This is a genomic window from Burkholderiales bacterium (assembly GCA_023511995.1).
Taxonomy (GTDB): Bacteria; Pseudomonadota; Gammaproteobacteria; order Burkholderiales; family Thiobacteraceae; genus Thiobacter.
Map to the genome: position 1 here is coordinate 41734 of JAIMAL010000003.1, position 18737 is coordinate 60470.

Annotated in this window: 13 protein-coding genes; 6 read left to right on the forward strand and 7 right to left on the reverse strand. The window is 65.4% G+C overall.

All coding sequences use genetic code 11. The features are described 5' to 3' along the window. Window positions 1–17 precede the first annotated feature (17 nt). The 6 genes from K6T56_02500 to K6T56_02525 all read right to left on the reverse strand — a co-directional run bounded on the left by K6T56_02500 (window position 18) and on the right by K6T56_02525 (window position 6880). Complete coding sequence (locus K6T56_02500; protein MCL6555214.1) at window positions 18–2990, reverse strand: transglutaminaseTgpA domain-containing protein; 2973 nt, start codon at window positions 2988–2990, stop codon at window positions 18–20. Between the two features lie 114 nt (window positions 2991–3104). Beyond that, window positions 3105–4031, reverse strand: coding sequence for an AAA family ATPase (locus tag K6T56_02505; GenBank protein MCL6555215.1), 927 nt, complete (start codon window positions 4029–4031; stop codon window positions 3105–3107). Window positions 4032–4073: 42 nt separating this feature from the next. Further along, window positions 4074–4970, reverse strand: coding sequence for a ribosome small subunit-dependent GTPase A (gene rsgA / locus K6T56_02510; protein ID MCL6555216.1), 897 nt, complete (start codon window positions 4968–4970; stop codon window positions 4074–4076). A 4-nt stretch (window positions 4971–4974) separates the two neighbouring features. Beyond that, entirely contained in the window at window positions 4975–5316 is a 342-nt protein-coding gene (locus K6T56_02515; protein MCL6555217.1) for a 4a-hydroxytetrahydrobiopterin dehydratase, read from the reverse strand. Between the two features lie 7 nt (window positions 5317–5323). Further along, window positions 5324–5626: a hypothetical protein gene (locus K6T56_02520; protein ID MCL6555218.1), complete on the reverse strand. Its 303-nt coding sequence runs from the start codon at window positions 5624–5626 to the stop codon at window positions 5324–5326. A gap of 12 nt (window positions 5627–5638) precedes the next feature. Further along, window positions 5639–6880 carry a M48 family metallopeptidase gene (locus K6T56_02525; protein MCL6555219.1) on the reverse strand — a complete coding sequence of 414 codons (1242 nt, stop codon included), beginning with the start codon at window positions 6878–6880 and terminating at the stop codon, window positions 5639–5641. 73 nt (window positions 6881–6953) lie between these two features. Between K6T56_02525 and orn the strand changes: the two genes are divergently transcribed. Both orn and glgP read left to right on the forward strand, forming a co-directional pair. Continuing rightward, on the forward strand, window positions 6954–7505 hold the full coding sequence (gene orn, locus K6T56_02530) for an oligoribonuclease (GenBank protein ID MCL6555220.1): 552 nt from the start codon (window positions 6954–6956) through the stop codon (window positions 7503–7505). 76 nt (window positions 7506–7581) lie between these two features. Beyond that, on the forward strand, window positions 7582–10137 hold the full coding sequence (gene glgP, locus K6T56_02535) for an alpha-glucan family phosphorylase (protein MCL6555221.1): 2556 nt from the start codon (window positions 7582–7584) through the stop codon (window positions 10135–10137). A 138-nt stretch (window positions 10138–10275) separates the two neighbouring features. On the opposite strand, the gene glgA is transcribed toward glgP, so the two are convergent. After that, entirely contained in the window at window positions 10276–11757 is a 1482-nt protein-coding gene (gene glgA, locus K6T56_02540; GenBank protein ID MCL6555222.1) for a glycogen synthase GlgA, read from the reverse strand. An 89-nt stretch (window positions 11758–11846) separates the two neighbouring features. Between glgA and gnd the strand changes: the two genes are divergently transcribed. From gnd to dnaE, 4 genes are all read left to right on the forward strand, one after another. Continuing rightward, a complete protein-coding gene (gene gnd / locus K6T56_02545; GenBank protein MCL6555223.1) occupies window positions 11847–12764 on the forward strand; it encodes a decarboxylating 6-phosphogluconate dehydrogenase in 918 nt (305 codons plus the stop codon). Continuing rightward, a complete protein-coding gene (zwf, locus tag K6T56_02550) occupies window positions 12761–14254 on the forward strand; it encodes a glucose-6-phosphate dehydrogenase (GenBank protein ID MCL6555224.1) in 1494 nt (497 codons plus the stop codon). Before gnd ends, zwf begins: the two co-directional genes overlap by 4 nt. Then, complete coding sequence (pgl, locus tag K6T56_02555) at window positions 14251–14946, forward strand: 6-phosphogluconolactonase (GenBank protein MCL6555225.1); 696 nt, start codon at window positions 14251–14253, stop codon at window positions 14944–14946. The genes zwf and pgl overlap by 4 nt, the downstream gene beginning before the upstream one ends. A gap of 136 nt (window positions 14947–15082) precedes the next feature. Then, complete coding sequence (gene dnaE / locus K6T56_02560) at window positions 15083–18547, forward strand: DNA polymerase III subunit alpha (protein ID MCL6555226.1); 3465 nt, start codon at window positions 15083–15085, stop codon at window positions 18545–18547. Window positions 18548–18737: the final 190 nt, after the last annotated feature.

The window sequence follows — 18737 nt, forward strand, 5'->3', positions numbered from 1 at the left end:
TTTCCCTTAAAGGAGGCTTAGAGGGAGCTTAACTGGCGCTTAACGCCGCCCCGCACGCGGAATTTTGCTACCTGCCGGCGCAGGCTGGCGAGTGCTTCGCGGTTGATGCGGGGGCCGTAGCGCAGGGTGGCGTAAGCGCCGGCGATGGCCTCGATGGGTGCGGCAAGATCGGGGCGCAGGCGGGCGATCCGCCGGGCGTAGGCGAGGGGGCCTTCGTGGGGGGCGCGGGGCAGGCCGGCCGCGGCGAGTCTGCGGCAGAAACGCTGCCAGATGGCCTGCAGGGGATCGGTGGGCGTGGGTCGGCGCAGGGTGATGGCGGCAAAAAGCAGGGCCAGAGCACCGAGGCTTGCTGCCAGCATCCAGGCAAGCTCCCGCCAGGAGACGATGCCCGCGCCCATGCGCGCCAGCAGAGCGAGTTGTCTTTCCTGGTCGAAGCCGATCACCCACTGGTGCCAGCGGGTGTTGAGGAGATCCCATTGCAGACGCAGGGTCCGCAGCCAGCGTACCTCGGTGCGCATGAGGAAGGGCAAGGGCTCCGCCGCCGGCAGGGCGGCGGCCACTCCCCGTTCGATCCGCTCCGCCGCCACGGCGGCGGTGGGGTCCACCCGCACCCAGCCGCGCCCCGCGAGCCAAACCTCGCTCCAGGCGTGGGCGTCGGACTGGCGAACAATGAAGTAGCCGCCCAAAGGATTGAATTCGCCTCCCTGATAACCCGTCACCACCCGCGCCGGCACGCCCGCCGCCCGCATGAGGAAAGTGAAGGCACCGGCGTAGTGTTCGCAGAAGCCCCGCCGCGTCTCGAAGAGGAATTCGTCCACGCCGTCTTCCCCCAGAAGCGGCGGCGTCAGGGTGTAGTGGAAGGGCTGGCTGCGAAAGAGCTGGAGCGCGGCGGCCACCACTTCCTCCTCCGAGTGGGCGCGCGCGCTAAGCGTTTGCGCAAGGGCCCGTGCGCGCGGGTTGCCCTTTTCGGGCAGTGCCAGGGCTTTGGTGAGGAGACTCGCGTCGGCGTTGGCGTCGAGACGGTAGCGGGGCAAAGCGAGCAGGGCGAAACGACGCCGGTGCTCCACGGGTTTTTCGGCGAGTAACTGCAGGGTGGGGGAAAGGCGCGTCTGGGGAGGCAGTGCCAGGGGATCGGGCACGTCCAGGGCGAAGATCCAGTTCCTGCCATGGGGCTCCAGGGTGAGGGTGTAGGCGATGGCTTCACCTGCGCTTTCCACGGTGGGTTCCGGGGCGGGCGAGCGGTCGGGCAGCCAGCTTCGGCCATCGAAGCGTTCCAGCACCGGCCCGCGCCAGTAGCGTTGCGCCGGCGGTGGCAGGGGGCCGGCGAATTCCACGCGAAAGGCCACCTGGTCGGACTGGATGAGGCGGCTGATGGAGCCCGGGCTCATGGTTTCGTCAAGCCCACTCATGCCCGCCCGCGCATCCCGCGGCAGACCCCACAGGGGGCCCAGGGGGCGGGGAAAGAGCAGGAACAGCACCACCATGACGGGCAGGGCCGAAAGCATGAGGAGGACGGACAGTCGCGCCGCGCCTCGGCCACTGTGGTCGGGATGGGTGAGCAGGGCAAGTCCGGCCAATAGAAAGCCCGTCGCGGTGAGAGCAATGAGCGCCTCGACGATCCCCTGGCCGTAGAGGAACTGGGTGAGGAGGACAAACAGCCCCAGGAAGACGGCGAGCACACCGTCGCGGCGGCTGCGCATTTCCATGAGCTTGAGGGCGGTCATGAGGGTGAGCATGGCCACCCCCGCTTCGCGCCCGAACAGCGTGTGATAGGCGGCGAGGATGGCGGCGGCACCGGCTGCGGCAAGCAAGAGCAGAAGCCTTTTGCCCGCCAGGGGCCAGAAGCCCAGGGTGGCCAGGGTGCGCCAGGTGATCAGTGCTGCTGCCGCCAAGGTCACCCAGAGGGGCAGGTGCAAGGCAAGGGGTGCCAGCACCCAGGTGAGGCCTGCGGTGAGGACAAGGATGCTCCGCCGGGGAAGGGGGCTTGCCGGGCTTTGCGGTTTTGCGCGGGTGCGGCGGGAATCGGGGCAAGCCCTGGCTTCACCAAAGGTGGCGAGCAGACTGAGGCAGGCCTGACGGTGGCCAGGACCGCGATCCGGCGCCAGTGTCCTGCCGGGCAGCCGCAGGCCGTAGCGCACGCCCTGGGCCTCCGCGGTGAGAACGGCGCGGGTAAGCCAAGCAAGCCGGGTCTCCGGCTCCCCCGGAGCATCTTGCCAGTCGAGCCAGATGACTCCGCCTGCGGTATCGGAGAACTCCTTGGCGAGGAGGGGACCGCCGCGGGCGAAGACTTTCCAGGCCACCCGGCGCGGGGAATCCCCGGGCACGAAGGCGCGCAGGCCGGCGAAGACCTCGTGCCCCTGCGGCCCTGCCTGGATTTCGGGGCTCCCGCTGTCGGGGGCGGCGGGGGCGTGTTCCAGCCGGGCGGTGTCGAGGGGGCGGGGATAGACCAGAGTGGCCAGATCGGGCCGCACGATGGCCCAGGCGCGGAAAAGGCCCAGGGGATAGTCGGTGGCGAGAATGAGCCGCGGCAGCGTCAGTCGGCCGCGGGCGGGGGCGGGAATGGCCAGGCTCACCGGGGTGAGCCCGTTCACGTCCACCCGCAGGGGGCTACCGCCCGCGGCAATGAGCTCGATGGCGGGGCGCGGCGTGGCGGCCGACAGGGCGAGATGAAACCACGCGGCTTCGCCGGCGAAGGTGGGTGTCGCTCCCAGCGCGTGGACCGTGATGCCCCGCAGATTGCGCCAGGTGTAAAAGAGGGTGATGAGACCCACACCGGCCAGCAGGAAAACGAGGGCAAAGCCGAGACTCAACCCATAGTTGACGGCGCCCACCAGCATGGCCGCCAAAAACACGCCGAAGAGCACGCCATGGCGGGTGGGCAGGATGTAGATGCGACGGCCGGTGATTTCCACCGGGGATGGCTCCACCGGGGTTGTCCGTAGCCACGCGGAAAGGCGGGGAAAGCGCGCGGCGAGAAAAGCGGCGGCCATGGCTCTTCAGCGGGAGAGGCCCGGGACCGGGCCCCTTCTGCCTCGCGGCAGGGGATGGGCAAGGCCCACGGTGAGGGTGGCAAGGGGTTGCATGGGCCGCGGCTTACCAACCCGTCATGGCACGGGCACGCGCTCGAGTAAACGGTGGGCCAAGGCTTCGCCGTCCTTCTCGCCGGCGGGATCGACGAGACGATGCCCGACGCAGGCGGCCAGCACTGCCTGCACGTCCTCCGGCAGGACGGCATGGCGGCCCGCGAGATAGGCATGGGCGCGGGCTGCCCGCAGCAGAGCGAGCCCCGCGCGGGGCGACAGCCCCGGGCCAAAGGCGCCGCTGCGGGATGCCTGCAACAGCGCCTGGAGGTAATCCAGCAAGGGCTCGGAGACAAACACCCGCGCCGCCTCTTCCTGGGCTTTGAGAATGGCGGATGCATCCAGCAGTGGCCGCGCCTGCCCAAGCAGCCGGCGCCTATCCTCTCCCGCCAGCAGCGCGCGCTCGGCGCGGGCATCCGGATAGCCCAGGGAAAGCCGCATGAGGAAACGGTCCAGTTGGGATTCGGGCAGGGGGAAGGTGCCGATCTGATGCTGGGGGTTCTGGGTGGCGATGACGAAAAAGGGCTCCGGCAGGGCGCGGCTTATGCCGTCCACGGTGACCTGTCTTTCCTCCATGGCTTCCAACAGGGCGCTTTGCGCCTTGGGGGTGGCGCGGTTGATTTCGTCGGCCAGCACCACATGGGCGAAGATGGGGCCGGGATGGAAGACGAAACGGTTTTCCCCCCGATCCCACACCGACACGCCCACCACATCCGCCGGCAGCAGATCGGCGGTGAACTGGATGCGTTTGAACTGCAGGCCGAAGCTGAGCGCCAGGGCATGGGCGAGGGTGGTCTTGCCCAAGCCCGGCAGGTCCTCGATGAGGAGATGGCCTTGCGCCAGCAGACAGACACAGGCAAGGCGCACGGCATGGGTCTTGCCGAGGACGATGCCATCCACCTGTTCCAGGGCGCTGGCAAGACGCAGGGGGAGGGGTGCGTTGGCTTCCATGGTCCAAGTCTATATCGGCGGCACTTGCGGGAAATGGAGGGGCTAGCCGTAGCGGCGGGCGCGCCAGTCCACGATTTCGCCGACGATGGCCTGGTAGGCGGCGAACCGACGCGGGGAGATGCGGCCGGCCTCCACCGCCTCGCGGATGGCGCAGCCCGGTTCCACCCGGTGCAGACAGTTGTGGAAACGGCAGTGGCCCAGCAGGGGACGGAATTCCCGCATGGCCGCCGCCACGTCTTCCGGACGCAGATGATGGAGGCCGAATTCCTGCAGCCCCGGCGAGTCGATCAGGTCGGATTCCGCGTCCAGGTGGTAGAGGGTGGCATGGGTGGTGGTGTGGCGGCCGGAATCCAGCGCCGTGGAAATCTCACGGGTGGCGGCGCGGGCGCCGGGAACCAGGGCATTGACGAGGGTGGACTTGCCCATGCCCGACTGTCCCACGAGCACGCTCACCTCCCGGGCAAGGTAGGGCCTTAAGGGCGAAACATCGGTTTTCGCCGAAAGCCTGACCAGGGGATAGCCAAGCTCGCGGTAGAGGGCAAGTCGTTCCTCGGCGGCGGCGGTTTCCGGCAGATCGGCCTTGTTGAGGACGATCACGCATTTGAGCTGCTGGGCCTCCAGCGCCACCAAAACCCGGTTGATGATTTCCTCGTGGAAGCTGGGCACCGCCGCGACCACGAGCACGCCCTGGGTCACGTTGGCGGCGATGATCTTTTGCCGCTGGGGGTCGGAGCGATAGAGGAGGCTTGCCCGCGGCAGCACCCTTTCGATGACGCCGCCTTCGGCCGAGGTGGGCGTGATTTCCACGCGATCACCGCAGGCCACTCCGGTCTTCTTGCCGCGGGTGACACAGGAGAGACGGCGTCCGTCGGCGAGCTCCACCTCGAAGCGGCTACCGTGGGCGGCCACCACGCGGCCGACGCGCCGCTCTTCCGCCATGGGCTTACAGTTCGAAGAGGGCGTCGATCTTGGCGGCGCAGATGAAATCGTTTTCCGACAGGCCACCGATGGCGTGGGTGATGTAACGCACGGTCACGCGGTTGTAGCCCACCTCCAGATCGGGATGATGGTCCTCTCTGTGGGAAATCCAGGCGGTGGCATTGACGAAGGCCATGGTCTCGTAATAGTTGCGGAATTGGTAGGTTTTGGTGATGCCGCCATTCTCCAGGGTCCAGCCTTTCACCTGGGAAAGGAAGCCGTTGATCTGTTCCGGCGTGAGGGGCGGCACCCCTCCCTCGCAGGGTTTGCAATGGCCTTTGCTGAGATCGCAGACGACGGTGGTCATGGTTACCTCACTTGAAGTGGTAGAAGGTTTCATTGAGATAGGCTCCTACGTGGCGCTCGTCCTCGGGGAACCAGCCGGCACCCGTGTTGGCATTGCAGGCGGAAATGCGTGAGGCGAGCGCCTGCGCGCTTTTCACCTTGCGCTCGGGGCGGGTGTAGATGCCGGAGCCATCGCCGCCATAGAGGGACACATGGCAGGCAACGCACTTGGCATCGTGCAGCGTTTTGCCTTTTTTCCCATCGCCGCCGGCGAAGGGCTGAGCATGCGCTGTCGCGGCCAGGAAAAGCAGAAGAAAGAACGAACGTTTCATGGCGAACTCCCTCTAGGCAACAGGCGCCGTTTTCAGGCGCCCGATGCGCAGCGCCGCCGGCGGGTGGGAATCGTAGAAAGTGGAATACAGGGGATCAGGCGTCAGGGTGGCGGCATTGTCCTGGTAGAGCTTGGTCAGCGCCTGGATCAGGGCCGCGGCGCTGGCATGGCGAGCGGCGAAGGCGTCGGCCTCGAACTCATGGCGGCGCGAATAGAAGGACAGCAGGGGCTGGAGAAGAAAAGTGAACACCGGGCCCACCAGCATGAACAGGGTGAGGGCCATGTAAGCCGAGGGCTGGCTTATGCCGAGGCCGGTGTAGAAGGCGGGCAGCTCTAAGAGCCGGGCCAGCACCATGAGCCCCACCAGGCTCAGCCCGGCCAGCCACAGCACACGTTTGACCACATGGCGGCGTTTGAAATGACCCAGCTCATGGGCAAGCACCGCTTCGACTTCCTCCGGCGTGAGTTTGGCCAGCAGGGTGTCGTAGAAGACGATGCGCCGTGTCCTGCCGAAGCCAGTGAAATAGGCGTTGCCGTGGGTGCTGCGGCGGGAGCCGTCCATCACGAAAAGCCCCTGTGGCTCGAAGCCGCAGCGCGCAAGCAGGGCCTCGATGCGTGCTTTGAGCTCCCCTTCCGGCAGCGGCGTGAAGCGGTTGAAGAGGGGGGCGATCAACGCGGGCCAGAGGGCGAGCATCAGCACGTTGAAGAGCATCCACACCGCCCAGGCGGCCAGCCACCAGAAACGGCCGGCCGCCTGCATGAGCCAGAGCACTGCCAGCACCAGCGGCAAGCCCAGCACCAGCATCACCACGGTGGTGCGCAGAAGGTCTGCAAGGAACAGGCCAGGCGTGGTGCGGTTGAAGCCGAAGCGGGCATCGATGACGAAGGTGCGATAAAGGGAGAAAGGCAGCTCGACAAGACTCAGGAGGAGCACCACCGTGGCGATGAAGAGGGCGCCGCGGGCGAGCTCCGTGCTAACCAGCCCGCGCAGCAAACCATCCAGGCGATCGAGGCCGCCACCGAGGGTAAAAAGAAGCAGCACGCCGGCATCGGCGAGGCTTTGCACCATCATGAGCCGGGTCCTGGCCACGGTGTAGTCCGCCGCTTTGCGGTGATCGGCAGCCGTGATGCGTTCCGCGAACTCGGCGGGAACACGATCGCGATGCGCTAGAATGTGCGCCACGTGCCGGCGCCCAAGCCAAAGCGTCAGCCCGACCTGCGCCGCAAGGGCGGCGAGGAAGACCGCGGTGACGATAAAGGCGGCGGAATCGGTATCCATAGACAGGGACGGAAGAAGGGTTTTTGCCACCCGGAAAAGAAAGGAAATTATGGCACAAGCGCCCGCTGAAAATCAGTTGATCTGGATCGACCTGGAGATGACCGGGCTCAATCCCGACCGGGATCGCATCATCGAGGTGGCACTGGTGGTCACCGATGGTGATCTCAACGTGGTTGCGGAATCGCCGGCGCTCGCCGTGCATCAGCCGGACGAGGTGCTCGATGCCATGGACGACTGGAACAAGAGCACCCATGGCAAAAGCGGCCTGATTGAACGGGTGCGGGCCTCCACCCTGAGTGAATCCGATGCGGAGGCGCAGATGCTGGCCTTTCTCGCGCCCCTGGTGCCGGCCGGCAAGTCGCCCATGTGTGGCAACTCGGTCTGCCAGGACCGGCGCTTCCTCGCCCGTTACATGCCGCGGCTGGAAGCCTATTTCCACTACCGCAACCTCGACGTGAGCACGCTCAAGGAACTGGTCAAGCGCTGGAAGCCGGAGCTTGCCGCCGGCGTGGTCAAGGAGGGCAAACACACCGCGCTCGCCGACATCCACGAGTCCATCAACGAACTTCGCTACTATCGGGAGACATTCATAAGAACATGAGGCGCCCCTGCGGCGGAGGTCCGGCTTCCCCTTTCGACCCCGCCAAACAAAAGCCGCCTTTTTCAGTGGAGCAGCCATGACGACCGGTCATACGTTCACCCTCGAGGTGAACCCGAAGATTCCCCGACGGCTTGCCCGCCTGGAGGAACTCGCCACCAATCTCTGGTACAGCTGGGATCGGCCCACCCGTACCCTGTTTGCGCGTCTGCATCCCGGCCTGTGGGATGCGGTGGGACACAACCCCAAGCTGTTTTTGCGCCGCATCGACGAGCAACGCCTGGTGGATGCGGTGGACGACCAGGTTTTTCTCGCCACCTACAACCGGGTGCTGTCGGCCTATGACACCTATCACTCGGAGCCGATGCGCCCTTCCGGCCAGGAAAGCCTGGGGGAACACGATCTGGTGGCCTATTTCTGTTTCGAATTCGGCCTGCACGAAAGTTTCCCCATCTATTCCGGTGGCCTGGGCATCCTTGCCGGTGACCACTGCAAAGCGGCAAGCGATATGCGGTTGCCCTTCATCGCCGTGGGACTGCTCTACCGCCAGGGCTATTTCACCCAGACCATCAACAGCGAAGGCCAGCAGGTGGCCACCTATCACGACGCGGATTTCGATGATCTGCCCATCAGTCCGGTGCTCGAGGACGATGGCAATGAACTCATCGTGCGTGTGCCCCTCGCCGGCCGCCAGGTGGCGGTCAAGGTGTGGCAGGCCATCATCGGCCATGTGCGCCTTATCCTGCTCGATACCGACCTCGAGGAAAACACGCCGGAAGACCGGGACATCGCCCACCAGCTCTATGGCGGTGACCGTCACACCCGCATCCGCCAGGAGATCATTCTGGGCATTGGCGGCCCGCGGGCCCTCAGTGCCATGGGCCTGAAGCCCACGGTGTGGCACATCAACGAGGGACACGCCGCCTTCCTGATTCTGGAGCGCATCCGCATGCTGCGCCAAGCGGGCCTGGATTTCGCCAGCGCCCTGGAGGCGGTGGCGGTAAACACGGTGTTCACCACCCACACGCCGGTGCCGGCAGGCCACGATCACTTCGCGCCGGACATGATCGAGGCGTATTTCCGCGACTTCCTGCCGGAACTGGGCATCAGCCGCGATGAACTCATGGCCCTCGGTCGCAAGGATGGCAGCCCGGATTTCAACATGACCGCCCTGGCCATCCGCGGTTCCCGCCGCCATAACGGCGTCTCACGCATCCATGGTGGCGTGTCCTCCCGCATCTGCGCCGACCTCTGGCCGCAGATCGAAGCGGAGGAAAACCCCATGACCTACGTCACCAACGGCGTGCACGTGCCCACCTTCCTGGCGCTGGAGTGGATCGAGCTGTTCGACCAGTTCCTCGGTTACGAGTGGCGCCACCGCATGTCGGACCCTGACTTCTGGTCCCGCATCGACCGCATTCCCGATCACCTCTTCTGGAGTGTGCACCAGTCCCTCAAATCGCAGATGCTGCAGCTCATCCGGCATCGCATCACCCACCAGCATCTGCGCAACCATGGCTCCCAGGCGCATCTGGACCGCATGTTCCGCTATGCGGACCCGGCCAACCCCAATGTGCTGACGATTGGCTTCGCACGGCGTTTCGCCACCTACAAGCGGGCCACCCTCCTCTTCGAGAATCTGGACTGGCTGCGGGAGATCGTGGCGGATGGAGAACGTCCCGTGCTCTTCATCTTCGCCGGCAAGGCCCATCCCGCCGACCAACCGGGGCAGGAGCTCATCCGGCAGATTTACCACATCATGCACATGCCGGAATTCGTCGGCAAAGTGCTGCTGGCGGAAGGCTACGACCTCAACATGGCGCGGCGTCTGGTGGCGGGCGTGGACGTGTGGCTGAACAACCCCGTCTATCCCCTGGAGGCGAGCGGCACCTCCGGCATGAAGGCGGGTATCAACGGTGTGCTCAACCTGTCGGTGCTGGATGGCTGGTGGGGCGAAGGTTACGACGGCACCAATGGCTGGGCCATCAAACCCGCACCGGAGAACATGGACGAATACCGGCGCAACAAGGAGGACAGCCAGACGCTCTACGAACTGCTGCAGGACCAGGTCATCCCCCTCTACTACAAGCGCGACAAATTCGGCTATTCACCAGAATGGGTGAAGATGGCCAAAACCTCCATCGCCACCCTGCTGCCGCGTTTCAACGCAAGCCGCATGGTGAGCGAATACGTAAGCCGCTTCTATCTCCCGGCGGCGAAAGCGGGACGGTATCTCGCGCAGGAAAACTATGCGCGGGCAAGGAGCCTCGCGCAATGGAAACAGCGGGTGCGTGCCGCCTGGCCGGGGGTGACGTTACGCCGGCTGGATACGCCGCCAAGACGCATCCGCTTTGGCGAGGAGGTGCGCATCGAGGTGGGGGTCAGGCTGAATGGCCTGCAGCCGGAGGACGTGGTGGTGGAGCTGCTGCTGACGCGGGGCAACAAGCACCACGCCGAGGACGCCCATCGTTACCGCTTCCGCTTCGATCGTCTGGACGGGGAGACGGGGGAACACCGCTTCGTCCTCGATCTCGCCCCCAGCCTCTGCGGCCGTCTGGACTACCGTATCCGCGCCTATCCCTCCCACGCCCTGCTCACCCATCCCCTGGAAATGGGGCTCATGGTGTGGCTGTAGGCGGTGGCCGGAAAAGGGGCAGCCGAACACCAACGCCCTGTGAAGACAAAAAAGCGGGAATTTCGGTGAACGCTCAGAAAACCGGCGTTTCCGGTGCCGTCGCCTTGCGCGCGGGCACATTGAGTGTTCCGGCGCCCCTTACGTTCCGATCCCTGATTCCTGATTGCTGATTCCTGATACGCTCCGGTACAGGTCCAGATAGGCGCGGGCGCTGCGCGCCCAGGAAAAATCCATGGCCATCGCGGCGCGCTGGATGCGGCGCCAGGTGGGCACATCGCGCCAGGCAGCAAGGGCGCGGCTGACGCCGGCCAGCACACTGGCGTAATGCATGTCGTGGAAGACGAAGCCGGTGGCAGTGCCGTTGGCAAGATTCTCCGCCGTGGCATCGATCACCGTGTCCGCCAGTCCGCCGGTGGCATGCACCACCGGCGGTGTGCCGTAGCGCTGGCTGTACATCTGGTTGAGGCCACAGGGCTCGTAACGGGAGGGCATGAGGAAGAGATCGGCACCGGCCTCCATGAGATGGGACAGCCCTTCGTCGAAACCGATGGTGACCGACAGCTCCCCCGGATGCCGTGCGGCAAGGCAGGTGAAGGCCGCTTCCAGCTCCTTTTCGCCGCTGCCCAGGATGGCCATCTGCGCCCTTTCGCGCAACAGGGCGGGGGCGAGGGCGAGCACCACGTCGGAACCCTTCTGGTAGGTGATGCGGGAGATGACGGCGATGAGGGGGCGCGTCTCATCCAACGCAAGCCCCAGGCGCTGCCTCAGCACGCGCCGGCAGACCGCCTTGCCCTGGAGATGATCGGCATCATAACCCTGGGGCAGGTGGGGGTCCGTGGCCGGGTCCCATTCGTTGGTATCGATGCCGTTGAGAATGCCGGTCAAGGTTGCAGATCGCGCCTTGAGCAGACCATGCATGCCGAAGCCCAGGCTTTCCTCCTGGATTTCCCGCGCGTAGGTGGGGCTCACCGTCGTCAGCCAACTGGCGTAATACAGCCCGGCCTTGAGGAAGGAGAGATGACCGTAATATTCGAGGCCATGCAGACTGAAACTCTCCGGCGGCAGACGCAGGGAGGCAAGCCACTCGGCGCCGAAATTGCCCTGATAGGCGAGGTTGTGAATGGTCATCACCGTCGGCGTGTGCTGCCGGCGGAAATGGAGGTAGGCCGGTGCAAGCCCCGTCTGCCAGTCATTGCAGTGGAGGAGGTGGGGCCGCCAGTGGAGGGGGGTGTCCGTCGAGGCAAGCAGCGCCGCGGTATGGGAGAGCAAGCCGAAACGGAGCGCATTGTCCGGCCAGTCGCGGCCATCGGCCGCCTGATAGGGGCCGCCGTCTCGGTTAAAGTACTCATCCCAGACGACGATATAGAGCGGAACGCCGCTGCCCGGCACTTCCGCTGCGCGCAACTCCACCTGCCCTTGTGTAAAGGGGTGCGGAAACCACGCCACCGTGTCGCTCCTGCCCAGACGTTCGAGGAGGGCGCGATAGCCCGGAACCAGCACGCGGGCGTCCACCCCCAGCCCGCGCAGCGCAGCGGGCAGGGCGCCCGAGACGTCGGCAAGCCCCCCGGTCTTGATCAGGGGATGGATTTCCGAAGTGGCGAAAAGAACCTGGAGGGGCATTCCGGCGGAATCGGTTGTTCTTCTATAGTGGAAGCGAAAAAAGGGATTATAGAGCGTATTCTTCGCTGGCCAAGCTCAAGGAGTGACGCATGAGAATCGCAATGGTGGGATTGGGCCGCATGGGCGGCAACATGGCGCGGCGCCTCGCCCGCGGTGGCGTGGAGGTGGTGGCGTGGAACCGCAGCTTCGAGGTCACCGAGGCGTTGGCACAGGAAACGGGCGCGCGCGCGGTGCGGACTTTTGACGAGCTCGTCGAGGCCCTGCCGCCGCCGCGCATCGTCTGGCTCATGCTGCCGGCGGGGGCGGCAACCGAGGAGGCCATCGGCCGGCTCACGCCCCTCCTTTCAGCGGGCGATCTCGTGGTGGATGGTGCCAACGGTTATTACAAGGACGCCATCCGCCACGGTGTCGAGCTGAAAAAACACGGCCTGCAGTTCATCGACTGCGGTGTGTCCGGCGGCATCTGGGGGCTTGCCAATGGCTATTGCCTCATGTTCGGCGGCGAGGCCGAGGCGGCCAGCCGCATCACACCCTACATGCGGGTGCTGGCTCCCACGCCGGAGACGGGCTGGCTGCACTGCGGGCCGGTGGGGGCGGGCCATTTCACCAAGATGATCCACAACGGCATCGAATACGGCATGATGCAGGCGCTGGCGGAAGGGTTTGCCCTGCTCGGCGCCAAGCGGGAGTTCGAGCTGGATCTGGCGGCCATTGCCGAGCTCTGGCGCCATGGCAGTGTGGTGCGCTCCTGGCTTCTCGACCTCACCGCGGAGGCGCTGGCGCAGGATGCAAGGCTCGCCGACATCGAGCCCTATGTGCCGGATTCCGGGGAGGGACGCTGGACGGCGCTGGAGGCGGTGGAGCAGGGCGTGCCGACACCGGTGATGACCCTGGCCCTGATGATGCGTTTTGCCAGCCAGGGCAAAAACGATTTCCCCGCCAAGCTGCTCGCCATGATGCGCAAGGGCTTTGGCGGCCACGCGGTGAAGACCGGGAGCAAGGCATGAACGGCAATCAGACCACCAATCCTGATACCCCCTGCAGCTTCGTCATCTTCGGTTCCACGGGCAACCTGTCGCAGACCAAGCTGCTGCCGGCGCTCTATCATCTGGAAAGGGCCGGCCGGCTGCCGGGCCACATGAGCCTGTTTGCCTTCGGCCGGCGTCCCTTCACCGACGAGGACTGGCGTAACTTCATGCGCGAGGCGCTGGAGAGGAAACTTCAGGCGCAGTTCGATCCCGGGCTCTTCGAAAAATTCGCGCAACGCTTCACCTACGTGCAGGGCGAGCTGCACAACCGCGAGGACTACGAAAAGCTCAAGCAGGCGCTGGCCACCCCCAAGATGGGGGCGTGTACCAATGTGGTTTTCTACCTGGCGATCAAGCCGGCCGAATTCGTGGCGGTCATCAACAATCTCGACCGCGCGGGGTTGAACAAGCCCCGCGGCCTGCACCGCATCGTGGTGGAGAAACCCTTCGGCGAGGACATCGAAAGCGCGGAGATGCTGAACCAGGTGCTGCACAAGCACTTCGATGAGCAGCAGGTCTATCGCATCGACCACTACCTGGGCAAGGAAACGGTGCAGAACCTGTTGGTCTTCCGCTTTGCCAATACCCTCATCGAACCCCTGTGGAACCGCAATTTCATCGACCACGTGCAGATCACCGTGGCGGAACAGGTGGGGATCGGCAAGCGCGCGGATTATTACGAGCGGGCGGGGGCGCTGCGGGACATGCTGCAGAACCACCTCATGCAACTACTCACCGTGGTGGCCATGGAACCCCCCGCCAACATGGATGCCGATGCGGTGCGGGATGAAAAAGTGAAGGTGCTGCGTTCCATCCGGCCGATTTCCAAGCGTTCGGTCAACGCCCACGCCTTCCGCGCCCAGTACGGCCCCGGTTTCATCAATGGCGAGCCGGTGCCCGGCTACCAGGAGGAGGAAGGGGTGGAGCCCGGTTCGGTGACGGAGACTTTCGTCGCCGCCAAGTTCTATATCGACAACTGGCGGTGGCGGGATGTGCCCTTCTACCTGCGCACCGGCAAACGCATGGCCAAGCAGCTTTCCCTCATCGCCATCCGCTTCAAGCATCCGCCGCAGCAACTGTTCCGGGAAACGCCGCTCACTTCCATCGCGCCCAACTGGATCGTGCTTTCGTTGCAGCCGGAGGAGAGCATGCACATGGAGGTGCACGTCAAGCAGCCGGGCCTGGAGATGCAGACGAGGGTGTTGAAGATGAATGCCTTCTATCAGGAACCCGGGGTTAAATCCCTGGATGCCTACGAAAACCTGCTGCTGGACGTCATCGAAGGGGATCGTACCCTGTTTCTCCGCTACGACGAAGTGGAATGGGCCTGGCGGGTGGTGGACCCCATCCTCAAGCATTGGGCCATGGAGCGGGATTACATCCATACCTATCCGGCGGGTAGCTGGGGCCTGCAGGAGGCCAACCGGCTGTTCGACGGTGAGGATCAGGAATGGCGTAACGAAGTATGACGCCCACCCGCTGGCACGTCCTGCCCGATGCCCCAGCGGTGGCGGCGGAAGCGATGCGCCGCGTGGAGGAGGCGGCACGCCGCGCCATCGGTGAACGGGGCGCCTTTCACATCGTGCTCGCCGGCGGCACCACGCCGCGTCTCCTCTACAGCCTGCTGCCGCAGCTTGCCACCGACTGGTCGCGCTGGCACGTGTGGTTCGGTGATGAACGGGTGGCGGCCGCAAACGACCCGGAGCGCAACAGCGTCATGGCGCAGACGGTCTGGCTTGACCGGGTGCCCATCCCGGCTGCGCAGGTGCACCTCATCCCCACCGAACGGGGACTGGCGGCGGCGGTGGAGGCTTATCGGCAGGCGCTCGCGGGGGTGGGGGATTTCGACCTCGTGCTGCTGGGCCTGGGCGAGGACGGCCACACGGCAAGCCTGTTTCCCGGCCACGACTGGGGGGTGGGGCCCACGGCGCCGGATGTGCTCGCCATCGAAAACGCCCCGAAGCCTCCACCCCAGCGCGTTTCCCTCTCTGCGGCGAGGCTCTCCCGGGCGCGCAGCGTGCTCTTCCTGGTGACGGGTGCAGGCAAACGGGAGGCGGTGGCCCGCTGGCGGGGCGGCGGGATGCTGCCTGCGGCCGCCATCACCCCTGCCTGTGGCGTCGATGTCCTGCTGGATGCAGAAAGCGCCGGCGATATCGTTTGAAAGACGAAGCGCCAAGCGCAGGAAAATCACGCGCCCGACGGCGAGGGCGAAGCCACAGCCGATCGTTCCAGACTGACGGCAGGGGGAGAAGTCCCGGACACAGGGAGGCGAAGCAAAGGGGGTAAAATTCCACCCCATGCCCGACCCCACCTTCGTCCATCTGCGTCTGCATTCCGAATATTCCGTGGTCGATGGCATCGTGCGTGTGGACGATGCAGTCGCCAAAGCGCGCGAAGACGGCATGCCCGCCCTGGCGCTCACCGATCTCGCGAATGTCTTCGCCCTGGTGAAGTTCTACCGCGCGGCGCGGAATGCGGGCATCAAGCCCATCATCGGCTGCGATGTGTGGCTCACCAATGAGGCAAACCGGGACCAGCCTTTCCGTCTGCTGCTTTTGTGCCGTGACCGTGACGGCTATCGCCGGTTGTGTGAGCTGTTGTCGCGCGCCTACCGGGAAAACCTCTACCGCGGCCGGGCGGAGTTGCGCCGGGAGTGGTTCGCCGAGGGGGCGGCCGGCCTCATCGTGCTTTCCGGCGCCCATCAGGGCGACGTGGGGCAGGCCCTGCTGCAGCAGAACTGGGAACGCGCGAGGCACCTTGCAGAAGAATGGGCGCGCTGGTTTCCCAACGCCTATTACCTGGAGCTGCAGCGGCCGGGCCTAAGCCAAGCCCAGGTCCATGTGGAACTGGCGGTGGGACTGGCACGCAGCATGGGGCTGCCGGTCGTGGCCACCCATCCCATCCAGTTCATGAGCCGCGAGGACTTTATCGCCCACGAGGCGCGGGTGTGCATCGCCGAAGGCTATGTGCTGAATGACCCGCGGCGACCGCGTCCCTTCACCGAGGAGCAGTACTTCAAGACCCAGCAGGAGATGGCCGCCCTCTTCGCCGATTTGCCGGAGGCGCTCGCCAACAGCGTGGAGATCGCCAAGCGCTGCAACTTCACCATCGAGCTGGGCAAACCACGACTCCCCCTTTTCCCCACTCCGCCCGGCATGAGCCTGGACGAATTCCTCGTCCAACAGGCGGAGGAAGGGCTAGAGCGGCGTCTGCAACAACTCTACCCCGATCCGGCCGCGCTGGCCGCGGCGCGGCCCCGTTACCAGGCACGCCTTAAGTTCGAGACCGCCACCATCGTGCAGATGGGTTTTTCCGGTTATTTCCTGATCGTGGCCGACTTCATCAACTGGGCGAAGAACCATGGCGTGCCGGTGGGGCCGGGGCGGGGTTCAGGCGCCGGTTCGCTGGTGGCGTTTTGTCTTGGCATCACAGATCTGGACCCCCTGCGCTACGACCTGCTTTTCGAGCGTTTCCTCAACCCGGAGCGGGTGTCCATGCCCGACTTCGACGTGGATTTCTGTCAGGACGGCCGCGACCGGGTGATCCAGTACGTGCGCCAACGCTACGGCGAGGGGAGTGTTTCGCAGATTGCCACCTTCGGCACGCTGGGTTCCAAATCGGTGATCCGCGACGTGGGCCGGGTCATGGACCTGCCCTACAACTTCTGCGATCAGCTCTCCAAGCTCATTCCGGTGGAAGGGGTGAAGCCCGTTTCCCTGGCCCGTGCCCTGGAGCTCGAGCCCCAACTGAAGGAGCGCTATGAAAACGAGGAGGAGGTGCGTGCCCTCATCGATCTGGCGCTGAAACTGGAGGAGCTCACCCGCAACGTGGGGATGCACGCGGGAGGGGTGCTCATCGCCCCCGGCCGCATCACCGATCTGTTGCCCATCTACATCGCCGAGGGCTCCGATTCCGTGGTCAGCCAGTTCGACAAGGATGACGTGGAGGCGGTGGGGCTGGTCAAATTCGACTTCCTCGGGCTGCGCACCCTCACCATCATCGACTGGGCAGTGAAATTCGTGCGCCGCCTGGCGCTCAAGGAGGGGGATGATGGCTTCGACATCGCCCGCATCCCCCTCGACGATGCGGCGACCTACCGCCTGCTCAAGGCCTGCAACACCACCGCCGTGTTCCAGTTGGAAAGCCGCGGCATGAAGGACCTCATCCGTCGCCTGCAGCCGGACACCTTCGAAGACATCATCGCCCTCGTCGCCCTCTACCGTCCCGGCCCGCTGCAGTCGGGCATGGTGGATGACTTCATCAACCGCAAACACGGCCGGGCACGGGTGGATTACATGCACCCTAAGCTGGAAGGCGTGCTGAAAGCCACCTACGGCGTAATCGTCTATCAGGAGCAGGTGATGCAGATCGCCCAGATTCTGGGCGGCTACACCCTGGGCGCGGCGGACCTGCTGCGGCGGGCCATGGGCAAGAAAAAACCGGAGGAGATGGCCAAGCACCGCAGCATCTTCGTCAAGGGCGCGGTGGAGCGGGGGGTGGACGAGAAGCTCGCCACCGAGCTTTTCAACCTCATGGAGAAGTTCGCCGAGTACGGCTTCAACAAATCCCACTCCGCCGCCTACGCGCTGGTGGCCTACCAGACCGCCTACCTCAAGGCCCACTATCCGGCAGCGTTCATGGCTGCCACCCTCACCGCCGACATGGGCGACACCGACAAGGTCTTCCACCTCTTCGCCGACTGTGTGGAAAACGACCTCGAGGTGCTGCCGCCCGACATCAATGCCAGCGAATACGGCTTCGTGCCCCTGAACGAGCGGCAGATCCGTTACGGCCTGGGCGCCATCAAGGGCACCGGCCAGGCGGCCATCGAGGCCATCGTTCGTGCGCGAAAGTCCGGCGGTCCCTTCACCGGCCTCTTCGATTTCTGCCGGCGGGTGGACCGGCGCCACGTCAACCGGCGCGTCATCGAGGCCCTCATCATGGCCGGCGCCTTCGACAGCGTGAACGATCACCGCGCAAGCCTCCTGGCCTCCGTGGGCCATGCCCTGGAAGCGGCGGAGCAGGCGGCGGGCACCCAGCAGGCCAGCCTCTTCGGCGAGCCGGCGGCGGGGGGCGCGAGCGAAGAAGCCTTGGTGGAAGTGCCCCGCTGGTCGCCCCGGGAGCGGCTGCAGCAGGAAAAGAAAAGCTTGGGCTTCTATTTCAGCGGCCATCCCTTCGAAGCCTACCGCGAAGAAGTGGCGGCCTTCGTCAAGACGCGCCTTTCTGAGCTTTCACCCCAGCCGGACAAACAGCTTTTGGCGGGCATCATCCATGGCATCCGCACCATGATGACGCGGCGCGGCAAAATGGCCTTCGTCACCCTCGACGATGGCGAGGCACAGGTGGAGGTGGCGGTGTACCGGGAGCTCTACGAACGCCACCGGGATCTCCTCCGGGAGGATCACCTGCTGGTGGTGGAAGGCCGGGTGAGCCGGGACGACTATTCGGGGGGGCTGCGGGTGAGTGCGGATAGGCTCTATGGCATCGCCGAGGCGCGTACCCGCTTTGCCCGCGCCGTCCGCCTTGCCATCAACGGGCAGGCGAGCGCGGAAAAGCTGCGGGAACTGCTCGCCCCCTACCGCAGACCGCCAGCGGGGGAGGACGAGCCGGGCGGCTGCCCGGTCACCATCTGCTACCGCAACAGCGTCGGCCAGTGCACCCTCACCCTTGGCGATGCCTGGCGCGTCCAGCTCGACGACGGCCTGCTGGACGGGCTGCGTGCGTGGCTCGCCGATGACAACGTGAGTGTGCTCTACGGCTAGATCGCCACTCCGTCCCTCAAGCTCGGGAAAGCGCTGGTTTGTATCCCTGACCCCGCCTCCGGGGAGGCTGCGCAGCATCAATGGTTTCAGCCTTCACCTGGAGCCTTTTCCCGAGGGCGAGGGTTTCCCCCGCAAGGCCCGGTGAGAGGCTGGCCAGGCCCCCCTTGGGGGAGGGGAACCTCCCGTGCCC